The organism is Aeromonas jandaei (genome assembly GCF_037890695.1).
In the GTDB taxonomy this organism is placed as follows: Bacteria; Pseudomonadota; Gammaproteobacteria; order Enterobacterales; family Aeromonadaceae; genus Aeromonas; species Aeromonas jandaei.
In genome coordinates this window covers 3,192,714-3,205,745 of the sequence record NZ_CP149571.1, presented here as the reverse complement: position 1 = coordinate 3,205,745, position 13,032 = coordinate 3,192,714, and the positions used below count along the sequence as shown (strand labels likewise).

Annotated in this window: 11 protein-coding genes; 7 read left to right on the top strand and 4 right to left on the bottom strand. The window is 60.0% G+C overall.

The genetic code is table 11. From position 1 onward, the window contains the following. Nucleotides 1-17: 17 nt before the first annotated feature. Nucleotides 18-1,250, bottom strand: a complete 1,233-nt coding sequence (locus WE862_RS15075; RefSeq protein ID WP_042030900.1) for an esterase/lipase family protein — start codon at nucleotides 1,248-1,250, stop codon at nucleotides 18-20. A 556-nt stretch (nucleotides 1,251-1,806) separates the two neighbouring features. On the opposite strand from WE862_RS15075, the gene ygeW reads away from it, so the two are divergent. From ygeW to WE862_RS15045, 6 genes are all read left to right on the top strand, one after another. Beyond that, complete coding sequence (ygeW, locus tag WE862_RS15070) at nucleotides 1,807-2,994, top strand: knotted carbamoyltransferase YgeW (protein ID WP_042030901.1); 1,188 nt, start codon at nucleotides 1,807-1,809, stop codon at nucleotides 2,992-2,994. 156 nt (nucleotides 2,995-3,150) lie between these two features. After that, nucleotides 3,151-4,350, top strand: a complete 1,200-nt coding sequence (dpaL, locus tag WE862_RS15065; protein WP_042030902.1) for a diaminopropionate ammonia-lyase — start codon at nucleotides 3,151-3,153, stop codon at nucleotides 4,348-4,350. Nucleotides 4,351-4,489: 139 nt separating this feature from the next. After that, on the top strand, nucleotides 4,490-5,707 hold the full coding sequence (locus WE862_RS15060; RefSeq protein ID WP_040070003.1) for a YgeY family selenium metabolism-linked hydrolase: 1,218 nt from the start codon (nucleotides 4,490-4,492) through the stop codon (nucleotides 5,705-5,707). A gap of 105 nt (nucleotides 5,708-5,812) precedes the next feature. Then, complete coding sequence (hydA, locus tag WE862_RS15055) at nucleotides 5,813-7,237, top strand: dihydropyrimidinase (RefSeq protein ID WP_042031056.1); 1,425 nt, start codon at nucleotides 5,813-5,815, stop codon at nucleotides 7,235-7,237. A gap of 95 nt (nucleotides 7,238-7,332) precedes the next feature. Further along, nucleotides 7,333-8,265, top strand: a complete 933-nt coding sequence (arcC, locus tag WE862_RS15050; RefSeq protein ID WP_042030904.1) for a carbamate kinase — start codon at nucleotides 7,333-7,335, stop codon at nucleotides 8,263-8,265. A gap of 171 nt (nucleotides 8,266-8,436) precedes the next feature. Next, nucleotides 8,437-9,360 (top strand): DMT family transporter, encoded by a 924-nt coding sequence (locus tag WE862_RS15045; protein ID WP_042030905.1) that lies wholly within the window; start codon nucleotides 8,437-8,439, stop codon nucleotides 9,358-9,360. Between the two features lie 67 nt (nucleotides 9,361-9,427). Here WE862_RS15045 and yqeB read toward each other — a convergent pair whose 3' ends face one another. Further along, nucleotides 9,428-11,020 carry a selenium-dependent molybdenum cofactor biosynthesis protein YqeB gene (gene yqeB, locus WE862_RS15040; RefSeq protein WP_042030906.1) on the bottom strand — a complete coding sequence of 531 codons (1,593 nt, stop codon included), beginning with the start codon at nucleotides 11,018-11,020 and terminating at the stop codon, nucleotides 9,428-9,430. 39 nt (nucleotides 11,021-11,059) lie between these two features. After that, nucleotides 11,060-11,896 carry a selenium cofactor biosynthesis protein YqeC gene (gene yqeC / locus WE862_RS15035; protein ID WP_042030907.1) on the bottom strand — a complete coding sequence of 279 codons (837 nt, stop codon included), beginning with the start codon at nucleotides 11,894-11,896 and terminating at the stop codon, nucleotides 11,060-11,062. Between yqeC and mocA the strand changes: the two genes are divergently transcribed. Continuing rightward, nucleotides 11,895-12,560, top strand: a complete 666-nt coding sequence (mocA, locus tag WE862_RS15030; protein ID WP_339058643.1) for a molybdenum cofactor cytidylyltransferase — start codon at nucleotides 11,895-11,897, stop codon at nucleotides 12,558-12,560. The genes yqeC and mocA overlap by 2 nt on opposite strands. Before the next feature lie 110 nt (nucleotides 12,561-12,670). Here the strand turns inward: mocA and WE862_RS15025 are convergent, their stop codons facing one another. Beyond that, entirely contained in the window at nucleotides 12,671-12,898 is a 228-nt protein-coding gene (locus tag WE862_RS15025; RefSeq protein ID WP_156128701.1) for a hypothetical protein, read from the bottom strand. Nucleotides 12,899-13,032 lie beyond the last annotated feature (134 nt).

Genomic DNA, 13,032 nt, shown 5'->3' with positions numbered 1-13,032 from the left:
TGCAAAGAGAAGCGGGATCACCTGGCATCGTCAAGCCAGTCCAGCAGTTGTGCACCGACCTCCGGGCTGCCGAGCAGGGCCATATGAGTGGTGCGATAGGCGATCAGGGTATGTTCGGGAGGAAAGTCGAGTTGATGTGCGCGCTCCCGGTGCAGTCCCAGCGCACTGCGCAGGGGGACCAGGCCATCGCCAATCAGCCGCTCTGCCAGCAGGGTGCGTTTGGCGGATGTGGTGCCGGCGATGGCAAAGCAGGCTACGCCGCTTGGAAGCGGGAGCGGTTGGCGGGGATCGCGCCCTATGGTGCGCTCCCTGTTATTGCGGGAGGCGTCGATGACCTTGCCGTGGCGCAGATCCCGAATGCCCTGGCTGCGTATGCGGGTCAGCTTCACAAAGGGCATGCTGTAAGGGGTGACTGGCAGCAGTTGCTCCAGCCAGTGGCCGGCCGACTCGAGCGGCGCGCCGTGGTGCGGGGTGCCAAGAAAGATCAGATGCCGCAGTCGCTCGGGCCAGCGCAGTGAGTGGGTTTGGGCGTAATGGCAGGCACTTCGGATAACCAGTCCCCCCATGCTGTAGGCCAGTACGCTGAGCTGCTTGATGGCCCCCGGCCATCGGTCACACAGATCCTCCAGCTGCAGCGCCAGCGCCTGCCCGTTGCTGGCAATGGAGAGCCCTGAGTTGTAGCGCAGATAGAGAGGCAGATAGCCAAGCTTTCTGGCCACCGCTTCGCCATGATTGACGGACTTCCCCTGATAGCTGGTGTGCCACTGCAGATCGTTCATGCAGAGGCCATGGATCATCAGCAGCACTCGCCCCGCGTGGGGAAGGTCGGCTGGCATGGTCTGCCAATCGAGCGGTTTGCCCTGATAGCGCAGAGTCATCGGGGTGGCGAGGGCGTTTTGCTGCTCGACCAGCTTATCCCCCAGCACGCCATTGAGGGTGGCAAGCAGAGCGGCGCGCTTGGGCGTCTCTGCCACAGAAGGTTGCGTCGGGAGTGGCAGGCGGGCCAGCAGGCCATTGATACCACTGCCGAGGCTATTGGCGGCTCCGTGAACGCCCTTGTAAATAAGCCCGGTGAGCCCCGCCGTTTTACCTTTCTCTCGCCCCTTGATACCCATACCGCCCAGCACCGCCTGATGCACCGCTTCCGTTATCTGCACGGTAGCGGGCAGTGCCTGGGTCAGCAGTTGCGCCAGCTCGCGGATATCCGAAAGCTGCCAGGAGGAGGGCGACTTGTCGGCGGCATCGGTCATAAGCACTCCTTGCTGTGGTGGGTAAAGTGGATGGGCCATGCTGCGAATGGTCTGCAGGCCAAACCAGCTTGCGCCCTTTGGTTTGTGTTTACCAGTCTCGGAAAGGCGCTCGGGTATTCGGACAGATGTGGCATATATAGCTCAATGCCCTTTGCAAGGCGGCATGGAGGAGGGTGGGGCTGTCACCTCCCGGCTGCTTATCATAATGATAAAGTTGGTCTGCTTTATATCATTTCAGCCCTGAGCGATGTGTCCGGGTGATAATTATCTCTACCGTTACTCGGTTTTATCACCCCATGAGATGTGGTCGTAGCAGGATAAATTCAGTGAACGCATAACCTCATCAGCCAAATAGGGCTAATCGCTGCTATTTTTGTGGCGCTCATCACATACTTTTGCCATTTCTTATTATTCCGCCGCAAATCTTTACCTTGGCACGCTTATTGATTGCCCTATATCGACGCTAACCGATGAGCTCACCCATAACCGGGATGCTGGTGACATCGTGAGTGACTGGGGAGCTATTCATATATCATCCAACGAATTGGGGCGAACGATGAAAGCAGTGAACGAGTTAATCAAAGAGATCAAAGCACTCAAATCCAACCTGCATGAAAAAGATTTTCTGCTGACCTGGGAGCAAACACCTCAGGAGCTTGAACTGGTATTGAAACTGGCCGAATCCCTCAAGACACTGCGTGCCGAAAATATTGCTACCAAACTGTTTAACAGCGGGCTCGGTATCTCGGTTTTCCGCGATAACTCCACCCGAACCCGCTTCTCTTATGCCTCTGCACTGAACCTGCTCGGTCTGGCCCAGCAGGACCTGGATGAAGGCAAATCCCAGATTGCCCACGGTGAAACCGTCCGTGAAACCGCCAACATGATCTCCTTCTGCGCCGATGCCATCGGTATCCGCGATGACATGTATCTGGGCGCTGGTAACGCCTACATGCGCGAAGTGGGTGCCGCACTGGATGAAGGGTTCGAGAAGGGGGTGCTGCCCCAGCGTCCGGCGCTGGTCAACCTGCAGTGCGACATTGATCACCCGACCCAGTCCATGGCTGATCTGGCCTGGTTGCAGGAGCACTTCGGCAGCCTGGAAAACCTCAAGGGCAAGAAGATTGCGATGACCTGGGCCTACTCCCCGAGCTACGGCAAGCCGCTCTCCGTGCCGCAGGGCATCATCGGTCTGATGACCCGCTTTGGCATGGATGTGACCCTGGCCCACCCGGAAGGGTATGACCTGATCCCGGACGTGATCGAAGTGGCCAAGGAGAATGCCAAGGCATCCGGCGGCAGCTTCCGTCAGGTCACCTCCATGGAAGAGGCGTTCAAGGATGCCGATATCGTTTATCCCAAGTCCTGGGCCCCCTACAAGGTGATGGAGCAGCGCACCGAACTGCTGCGTGCCAATGACCATGCCGGCCTCAAAGAGCTGGAGAAACACTGCCTTGAGCAGAACGCCAAGCACAAGGATTGGCACTGCACCGAAGATATGATGAAGCTCACCAAGGGTGGCGAAGCGCTCTATATGCACTGCCTGCCGGCCGATATTTCCGGTGTCTCCTGCAAGGAAGGGGAAGTAACCGAAGGGGTATTCGAGAAATATCGTATCGCCACTTATAAAGAGGCGAGCTGGAAGCCCTATATTATCGCCGCCATGATCATGGCTCGTAAATTCTCCGCCCCGGGAGAGACCCTCGAAACGCTGCTGAAAGAGGCCCAGAAGCGGGTTAAATAAGTCGCGTTGGCTGAAATAAATAAAAGAAAGGGCAGGGGTAATCATTCCCCTGCCTGCTACAACAGCGGAATTGTCGTGAGTTTTCTCCCCGTGGTATCTGAATATCGGATTTCTCGGTGAGATGGCTCCCGACCCCATAATCTGGATGAGGTACGCATGTCCCAATTTTCTCTGAAGATGGATATTGCCGATAACCGTTTTTTTACCGGTGAACCATCTCCCCTGTTTTCTCGCGCCGAAGCACAAAAGGCCCGTGCCTTTCATAAAAAACTGGCCGGTTATGAGCCAACCCCCTTGTGTGATTTGAAAGATCTGGCCGCCTATATCGGGGTAAAAAATATTCTGGTCAAGGATGAGTCAAAACGCTTTGGTCTCAATGCCTTCAAGATGCTCGGTGGCGTCTATGCCATCGCCAACCTGCTCTGTGAAAAATACGGGGTGGCCATCGAGGATTTCTCCTTCGATCTCATCAAACGCACCATCAAGGAGCCGATGACCTTCGCCACCACCACAGATGGCAACCACGGTCGTGGCGTCGCCTGGGCCGCCAAGCAGGTGGGTCAGCATGCGGTGGTCTACATGCCCAAGGGCTCTGCCCAGGAGCGGGTTGACCACATTCTCAATCTCGGTGCCGAGTGCATCGTCACCGACATGAACTATGACGACACCGTGCGCCTGACCATGAAGATGGCCGAAGAGCGCGGTTGGCACATAGTGCAGGACACCGCCTGGGAGGGCTACACCAAGATCCCGACCTGGATCATGCAGGGTTACTCCACTCTGGCCGACGAAGCGGTCGAGCAGATGCGGGATCTGGGCATCAAGCAGCCGAGCCACGTGCTGCTGCAGGCAGGGGTAGGGGCGCTGGCGGGTGGAGTGCTCGGTTATCTGGTGGACTGCTTCGGGGCGAAAAACCTGCACAGCATCGTGGTCGAGCCGGATCAGGCCGACTGCATCTATCGCTCCGGCGTGGCGGGGGAGATGGTCAACGTGGGGGGCGATATGCGCACCATCATGGCCGGTCTCGCCTGCGGTGAACCCAACCCGCTTGGCTGGCCGCTGCTCAGGGGCTGCACCACCCAGTTCATCTCCTGCCACGACAAGGTGTCGGCATTAGGGATGAGAGTGCTCGGCAACCCTCTTGGCAATGACCCCCGCATCATCTCCGGTGAGTCCGGCTCGGTCGGTACCGGCGTGCTGGCGGCCGTGCGTCACCACCCGGATCGCGCGGCACTGATGGAACGTCTGGGGCTGGATAGCAACTCGGTCGTACTCATCATCAACACCGAAGGGGACACCGATGTTAAGCACTACCGGGAAGTGGTGTGGGAAGGCAAACATCCTGCCTGCGATTAACCCCGGCTGTGAATAATCCCTGCGAGAGCAGAGAGACGAATTGAAGCATTGATCGCGCCTCGCCAACGGGGCGCGGTAACGGGCACAGGGCGCTGCCGACGAACAGGCCGCGCACTCTCAGTTGTTATGGAGAATCACAATGAGCAAGCAAATTCCGTTTGAAATGGTGTTGGAGAAGGCCTACCAGTACAAGGCCGAGATGAGTCAGTTCCTGCGCGACATGATCGCCATCCCGAGCGAGAGCTGCGATGAAGAGCGCGTCGTGCTGCGCATCAAGCAGGAGATGGAGAAGGTTGGCTTTGACAAGGTCGAGATCGACCCTATGGGCAACGTGCTGGGCTATATCGGCCACGGCCCGCACCTGATCGCCATGGATGCCCACATCGATACCGTGGGCGTCGGCAACATGGCCAACTGGAAGTTCGACCCCTATGAGGGGATGGAAGATCACGAGATCATCGGTGGCCGCGGCGCATCTGACCAAGAAGGCGGCATGGCCTCCATGGTCTATGCGGGCAAGATCATCAAGGATTTGGGGCTGGAAGATCAGTACACCCTACTGGTGACCGGTACCGTACAGGAGGAGGACTGCGATGGCCTCTGCTGGCAGTACATCATCGAGCAGAGCAAGATCCGCCCCGAGTTTGTAGTCAGTACCGAACCCACCGACTGCCAGATCTACCGTGGCCAGCGTGGCCGCATGGAGATCCGCATCGATGTGCAGGGGGTCAGCTGCCACGGCTCCGCACCGGAGCGCGGTGACAACGCCATCTTCAAGATGGGCCCCATCCTTGGCGAGCTGCAGGAGCTGAGCCACAACCTCGGCAATGACGACTTCCTCGGCAAGGGGACCCTGACCGTCTCCGAGATCTTCTTCACTTCGCCAAGCCGCTGCGCCGTGGCCGATAGCTGCGCCGTCTCCATCGACCGCCGCCTCACCTGGGGCGAGACCTGGCAAGGTGCGCTCGACGAGATCCGTGCCCTGCCTGCGGTGCAAGCCGCCGGTGCCGAGGTCTCCATGTACCAGTACGACCGTCCGGCCTATACCGGTCTGGTCTACCCGACCGAGTGCTACTTCCCGACCTGGAAGGTGGAAGAGGATCACATCACCGTCAAAACCCTCTCCAAGGCTTATCGCGAGCTGTTCAACAAGGAGCCGGTGGTGGACAAGTGGACCTTCTCGACCAACGGGGTCTCCATCATGGGTCGCCACGGTATTCCGGTGATCGGTTTTGGCCCGGGTAAAGAGCCGGAGGCCCACGCCCCGAACGAGAAGACCTGGAAAGAGCATCTGGTCAAGTGCGCCGCCATGTACGCCGTGATCCCCATGCTCTATCTGGCCGAGCTGGACAAGTAAGGGGGCTGCCGGGTGGTGACTGCCATCGCCGCCCAGCTGTCGCAAGTGCCCCGTCTCCATTGAGGCGGGGCTTTGCTGTTTGAAGTGATGTTCGAGGTGGTGGGGATGAAACGGCTGATCAAAAACGGTGTGCTGGTCGATGCACAGGGTGAATATCGTCAGGATCTGCTGATCGATAACGGGGTGATCCGCGCGCGAGCCGCCGCTATCCAGCCCGATGACGAGACCGACGTGATCGATGCCAGCGGCTGCTACGTGATGCCGGGCGGTATCGACGTCCATACCCACTTCAACATCGATGTGGGCATTGCCCGCAGTTGCGATGACTTTTTCAGCGGTACCCGTGCCGCCGCCTGTGGTGGCACCACCACCATCGTCGATCACATGGGATTTGGCCCGGCGGGGTGCAATCTGCATCACCAGCTGGCCCGCTATCACGACTATGCGGCCGATCAGGCGGTGATCGATTACGGCTTTCACGGCGTTGTCCAGCATGTGGATGACGCCATCCTCCACGAGATGGCCGCCATGGTGCAGGAGGAGGGGATCAGCAGCTTCAAGCTCTATCTCACCTACCAGTACAAGCTCGGAGATCACGATGTGTTGCGCGCGCTGGCCCGCCTCAAGGAGGTGGGGGCGCTCGCCACCGTCCATCCCGAGAACGATGCAGCCATCGCGGCGCGCCGGGCTGCCCTATTGGCCGCAGGCCACTGTGAGCCCTGGTATCACCCGCAAAGCCGACCGCTGGAGTGCGAGGCAGAGGCGATCGCCCGGATGATCAATCTGGCGGGGCTCGCTGGCAATGCGCCGCTCTATATCGTCCATCTCTCCAACGGCTTGGGGCTGGAGTATCTGAAACTGGCGCGCCGTCAGGGCCAACCAGTCTGGGTGGAGACCTGCCCGCAATATCTGCTGCTCGATGAGCAGTGTTATTACAAGGAGAACGGGGTCGATTACCTGTTGAGTCCGCCGCTGCGCTCGCGCCGCGAGCAGGACAAGCTGTGGGTCGGCATCGCTGCGGGCGACATCGATACGGTGGCGACCGATCACTGCAACTTCTCCCACGCCCAGCGCATGACCCTCTCGGGCGGCGATTTCAGCCGCTGCCCCAACGGCTTGCCCGGGGTCGAAAACCGGATGCTGCTGCTCTTTGCCCACGGGGTGCTGGGGGGGCGCATCTCGCCGTCCCGCTTCGTAGCTCTCACCAGCGCCAACCCGGCGCGCCTGTTTGGCCTCTGGCCGTGCAAGGGCAACTTGCAACCGGGATCTGACGCCGATCTGGTGATCATGGATCCCCGTGGTGACACCCTGATTTCCCATCAACAGTTGCACGACAACGGCGACTACAGCCCCTACGAGGGGATGCATTGCCCCGGCCGGATCAGGCTGACCCTGAGCCGTGGCGAGATAGTCGCCCGCGACGGCGAGTTCCTGGGGCGGCGTGGTCACGGCCGGTTTTTGGCCAGAGCGCCCTTTGATCCGGCCTTGGCGCCGGATCTGCACTCGCCTTGCCCCACAGTGGCCGGCTGACAATCAGTTCGAAACACGCAGAGCAGCAAGGTTATGTGAACAACGAAAGGTGGGCCGGTATTGCGCCGGCTTGTCCCCTCACTGGAGATAACAAGATGAAACAGAGAATCGTACTGGCCCTTGGTGGCAATGCGCTGGGCAACAACCTGCCCGAGCAGATGAAGGCGGTGCAGAGCACCGCGCACACTATCGCCGACCTGATCGCCCAGGGGCACGAGGTGGTGGTCACCCACGGCAACGGGCCGCAGGTGGGGATGATCCAGCAGGCGTTCGAAGTGGCGGCACGCCACGAGCCAAAATCCCCCCATCTGCCCATGTCGGTCTGCGTGGCCCTGAGTCAGGGCTACATCGGTTATGACCTGCAAAATGCTCTGCGCGAGGCACTGCTTGAACGCGGCATCCACAAGCCGGTTGCTACTCTGGTGACCCAGGTGGAGGTGGATAAAAACGATCCCGCCTTCCTTGACCCGAGCAAGCCCATCGGCGGCTTCTTCAGCAAGGAGGAGGCCGAGGCGCTGATGGCCAAGGGCGAGCGGCTCAAAGAGGATGCCGGCCGTGGCTATCGCCGGGTAGTGGCATCCCCCAAACCCGTCGATATCATCGAGAAAGAGACCGTCTCTGCCATGCTGGCTGCCGGTCAGGTGGTGATCACCGTCGGTGGCGGCGGCATTCCGGTGCTGCGGGAGGGCAATCACCTGCGCGGCGCCAGCGCAGTGATCGACAAGGATTGGGCCAGTGCCAAGCTGGCGGAGCTTATCGACGCCGACATGCTGATCATCCTTACCGCGGTAGAGAAAGTGGCCATCAACTTCGGCAAGCCCGAGGTGCAGTGGCTCGATCAGCTGAGCGTGGGAGATGCCAACAGCTTTATTGCACAGGGGCAGTTTGCCAAGGGTTCCATGCTTCCCAAGGTGGAGGCGGCGCTCTCGTTCGCGACCTCCATGCCGGGGCGTAAATCCCTGATCACCTTGCTGGAGAAGGCCGCCGACGGCATTGCCGGCAAGACGGGAACCCTTATCAGCCGCTAGGTGTTCCAGCTCGGGTTGAGTGTGATTGCGGGGGCCATCGGCCCCCTTGTTCATTTCGGGGCAGTCATGGTCAGCGGAGGATGAGCGGCGTAAGATGGCCGCCTTCAAGCGCGGGCAAGACGCCGAGAGCAGACCCGGCGCAATGAGTGATAAGAGGTGAGTGACAAACAAATGAGCGGAAAGATCAATATGGCGGCGCTGGGGGGATTGATCCTGCTCACCGCCATCTGGAGTTACAGCTGGATCGTGATGAAGCAGGTGATGCTCTACGCGGGGGCCTTCGAGTTCACCGCCCTGCGCTGCCTGTGCGGCTCTCTGGTTCTGCTGCTGGTGTTGGCCCTGCGCGGGCGCCGTTATCTCAAGCCCACCCCGTTTCGCTATACCCTCGCCATCGCCCTGTTCCAGACCTGCGGCATGGTGGGGTTGGCCCAGTGGGCGCTCATCAGCGGCGGGGCGGGCAAGGTGGCTATTCTGAGCTACACCATGCCGTTCTGGGTGGTGATCTTCGCGGCGCTCTTTCTCGGCGAGCGGATGCGCAAGCTCCACTATCTGGCGGTCGGGGTGGCCGCCTGCGGCCTGCTGCTGGTGATCGAGCCCTGGCAGCTGCATTTGGATTCCATGAAGAGTGCGCTGCTGGGGATTGCCTCCGGTATCTGCTGGGGGATCAGCGCCATCATCGCCAAGCGGATGTATGCCCGCCACCCCGGGGTGGATCTGATGTCCCTTACCACTTGGCAGATGATCTACGCCACCATGGTGATGGCCGTGGTGGCGGCGCTGGTGCCGGAGCGACCCATCGACTGGCAGCCCTATGTGTTTGGCGCGCTCGCCTACAGCGCCATCTTTGCCACGGCGCTGGCCTGGAGCCTCTGGTTGTTCGTGCTGAAAAAGCTGCCTGCCGGGATCGCCAGCCTCAGTACCCTGGCGGTGCCTGTAAGCGGCGTGCTGCTCTCCTGGTGGCTGCTGGGCGAAAATCCGGGGCTGGTGGAGGGGAGCGGCATCGCCCTTATCGTGCTGGCGCTTATCGTCATCAGCCGCAAGGGCAAGCGTTCTGTGGTGTCGGTGGCGGGGGAGACCCGCATCAAGCACGGCTGAGTTGATTGTCGGCAACGAAATAAAAAGGGCCCGCCATCATGGCGGGCCCTTTGTGTTGGTGGCTGCCTTATCTGCGCTGGGCCAGATGCATCATGGCTTCCAGCACGGCGCCGCCGATGGCGCGTGCCTTGTCCGATACCGTGGTGGCGTCGGCCCGCTCGCCTCTGGGGTCGATGTCACCGATCTTGAAGCCGACGGTCACCTCTATACCATCGCTGAGCAGACCTCGCACCATGCCGGAGAGCGGCGCGATAATGGGGGCATCCCCCACATGGGCGATCACATCCCCCTCCTGCACCAGATCACCTAGCCTGATAATGCTCTTCATCACCCCGGCGACAGGGGCGCGCACCACCCGGCGGGCGGAGTGTCCCTCGATCACCCCGGGAATGCCGGTATTGGGCTGGGCAGGGCCCTGATAGATGACCCGGCCCAGATGATGGCCGCGGTTGGTCTCGATCACCGCATCGCAGTCGCGCCCCGCCTCAAAACCCGGGCCAAGGGCCACCGTAATGGGGGCCATCTCCTTGTGGGTGCCGAGATTCTGCTTGGCGAGGATGGCATCCACCAGATAGCGGGGCTTGAGCTCGGCAAGGGTGGCACAGTCGGGGTCAACCAGCAGCGGAATGACGCCCCGATCCAGCTGCTCGAACGCCTGCTCGACGCTCTCGACCCGCTTGGCACGCACTCCCTCGACACTTGTTTCACCGTCGAACATCCCCTGAGCGAAGGCGACAGTGCGGCGGATCACCGTGGGCTTGTCGAGATCCAGCATCACCACCTTGAAACCGGCATTGTGCAGGCGCAGCGCCACCCCGGTGGCGATATCGCCGGAGCCGCGCATCACCACCAGCTGATCCCGCTTGAGGCGCACATCATCCTGCATCAGACCGCCTGCCTTGCCGTTTTTCACCTGCAACAACTCGGCGAGAATGCTGATGGCGATCTCCTCGGGGGTCTCGGCGCCGATGTTGTAGCCGATGGGGGCGTGCAGCTGCTGCAGTTGCTCCTGGCTCACCCCTTGCTGGCGCAGCGCCTGGGTGAAGGTCTGCACCTTGCGCTTGCTGGCGAGCAGCCCCAGATAGGCGAGGGGACGGCTGATGAGCCGATCCAGCGCCTCCTTGTCCTGATGGTTGGTGGCGATGATGACGAAGTTGGCGGGCTCGATGGCCAGTTTCTCGATCACCGCGCTGATGGTATCGGCCTGCACCAGATGGGTACCGGCCGGGAAGAGGTCAGGGTTGAGGCTCCCCTCGAAGCAATCCCCGACATGGACATCAAAGCCGAGCGGCGCCGCAGCATGGGCCACAGCCCGGTTGACGTGGCCTGCACCAATGAGCACCAGCCGTGGTCGCAGGCCATAGACATCGATATAGACCGACATGGCACCACCGCAATCCGACCCGACCGCATGCTCACCGTTGCGTGCCATCCGGCCGTGGAAGATACGCGGCTTGCGTTCGGCAATGGCAGCCATCGCTTCCTCGATCACCAGCCGCTCGATCATGCCGCCGCCGATGGTACCGAGGATCTGGCCATCGGCCATTACCAGCATCTGGGCTTGATGGCGCGGGGTGGAGCCCCGGCTCTCGATGATCTGGGCCATGGCAAACGGAGTGTTCTCCTGTTCCAGTCGGGCTGCGTGTGCAAACAGATTCATAAGGTACCTCTTTTCATCCTTAAAACGTCAGGGGCGAGGCTAAAGCGCCTCCCCGTGCGGAGCTGTGCAGATCAGGTGACGGATGGGGGGGGATTCGCGCACGGCCCCCTGCCAGATGGCGTGGATCTCGGGGTGGCGGCTCTGCAGCTTTATCAATTCCGCCAGCCACGACGCCTCATTTTGATAATCGCCATTGATAAACCAGATCCGGCGCGCCCCGGGCGGGGTGCCCTTGAACACCCCCTCGGGGTGGGAGAGCAGCCTGTCAAACAGTGCCCAATCCAGTGGCTCACCGGTCGCAATCCCGCACAGGGCCTGCAATTCAGTCCAGCGGTGGATCTGCGCCGGTTCGGCATTGGCTCCCACCATGGCACCGCCCAGCAGGGCGATCACCCAGTCACTCTGGTGTGGAATGCAAGGTTCATGCAAAGCGGGCACTTTCAATAACTTGTGATGGGCGCCATCCGCTTCGACCAGGATGAGATCGAAGCGCTGCTGTCCTTTGAGCAGGTCGATTTGGCGCAGATCCGGCCCTGCAACCTTGCCGGTGCGCTCGTCGAGATGGCTGAACAGGGCAACCAGGGTCGGGCCATCCGGCAGAGCCTGACAGCGGGTAAGTTGACGAACGGGATCCGTCTCGATAATCAATTCCCGATAGTGTGACGGGGCTGGCAGAAACATCCGGGTGGTGGTGGTAATTAGCACCCTTTTACCCTGCTTATAAAAATATTCCGCCAGCCAGAACAGGGTGCTGGTTTTTCCGCCGGCACCACAAAGGCTAATTAGCGTGGTATGGTTGTCACTATTTTCAAGCAGTGGATTTAAAAGCGAACCAATATCCGGAAACGCGTGAATAACAGATTGTGGCAAGGACATGGCAATGACCGAAGTAAATAGCGAGGTGAATGAAAAGGTGCAGGCTCGGGGGCGTGAACAGTGTGACTGTATAATTACCGCAGCAGGTTTGTCATCCCGCATGGGGGCATGGAAAATGATGCTACCTTATGGCTCGGGGACAATTCTTGATGCAAGTCTCAAAAATGCCCTGGCCTTCTGTTCCCGGATTATTTTGGTCGTGGGCCATCGCGGGGCCGAGCTCGCTGCCTGTTATGGGAATCTCCCCGACATCCTCATCGTCCACAACCCGGACTATGAGCAGGGGTTGGGCAGTTCCATCCGCTGCGCTCTGGCGGCCAGTGATGCTGACTACCTCTTTATCAGCCACGGAGATCTGCCCTGTATCCCGCGCGAGGTCTATCAACAGTTGTGGCAGGCGCGCGGAGATCTCGCCCTGTTCCCGAGCTTTGAGGGGGAGGCGGGTCATCCGGTCTTGCTGCCAAAATCCCTCGCAAGGGAGCTGGCTGCCGCGCCGGCACAGGGTTCGGTGCGCCGCTGGCTGCTGCAACGCCCCCATCGCACCATACCGGTCGAGAGTCCTGCCATCCTCTTTGATATCGATACCCCCGAGCGCTATCAGGCGCTGATCCGCGGCGAGCTGGAGCTGCGTTCTGCCGACGAGTTTACGACCGAGCAGGGCTGAGTCGTATCGTTGGAGCACCACCACCCTCTGCATACAATGGCAGCCAGAGGGGGCGGTAACGCGAGTCATCTCGCAGCCTTTGGATAAACCGAAATAGCGACGACTGCCTTTTATATGGCTGTGACTTTTAAGCCAGCCCCGGCCATATTGGCCGGGGCTGGCTTGCGATAATGCTGGATGATTTTCACCCTATCAAAGTGATATTTATCGCTGCCGATTTGATACTTCTCTTTTTTCTCTGGCATTGCCTTGAATAAAATTTCAAGTGAGTGATAACCACTCTCATCAATCATAATGGCGACATGCCAAACAGCCTTCATTAATTCGAGCCATCTCACGCTTTTACCCTAAAAAATAGTTTTGCCGATGGAGTGGCCTGATAGTTGCTCCTCTCCTTACCAAGGGGTAATGCCCGTGCGGGATACCCCATTTATTCATGCTGCCAATGCGCAGAACAGCTGCAAGGAGATAG

Excerpts from the sequence above, each read along its gene's own strand:
- yqeB (WP_042030906.1), bottom strand. The coding sequence starts at position 11,020 with ATGAATCTGTTTGCACACGCAGCCCGACTGGAACAGGAGAACACTCCG.
- hydA (WP_042031056.1), top strand. The coding sequence starts at position 5,813 with ATGAAACGGCTGATCAAAAACGGTGTGCTGGTCGATGCACAGGGTGAA.
- WE862_RS15075 (WP_042030900.1), bottom strand. The coding sequence starts at position 1,250 with ATGACCGATGCCGCCGACAAGTCGCCCTCCTCCTGGCAGCTTTCGGAT.
- arcC (WP_042030904.1), top strand. The coding sequence starts at position 7,333 with ATGAAACAGAGAATCGTACTGGCCCTTGGTGGCAATGCGCTGGGCAAC.
- ygeW (WP_042030901.1), top strand. The coding sequence starts at position 1,807 with ATGAAAGCAGTGAACGAGTTAATCAAAGAGATCAAAGCACTCAAATCC.
- mocA (WP_339058643.1), top strand. The coding sequence starts at position 11,895 with ATGGCAATGACCGAAGTAAATAGCGAGGTGAATGAAAAGGTGCAGGCT.
- dpaL (WP_042030902.1), top strand. The coding sequence starts at position 3,151 with ATGTCCCAATTTTCTCTGAAGATGGATATTGCCGATAACCGTTTTTTT.
- WE862_RS15060 (WP_040070003.1), top strand. The coding sequence starts at position 4,490 with ATGAGCAAGCAAATTCCGTTTGAAATGGTGTTGGAGAAGGCCTACCAG.
- yqeC (WP_042030907.1), bottom strand. The coding sequence starts at position 11,896 with ATGTCCTTGCCACAATCTGTTATTCACGCGTTTCCGGATATTGGTTCG.
- WE862_RS15045 (WP_042030905.1), top strand. The coding sequence starts at position 8,437 with ATGAGCGGAAAGATCAATATGGCGGCGCTGGGGGGATTGATCCTGCTC.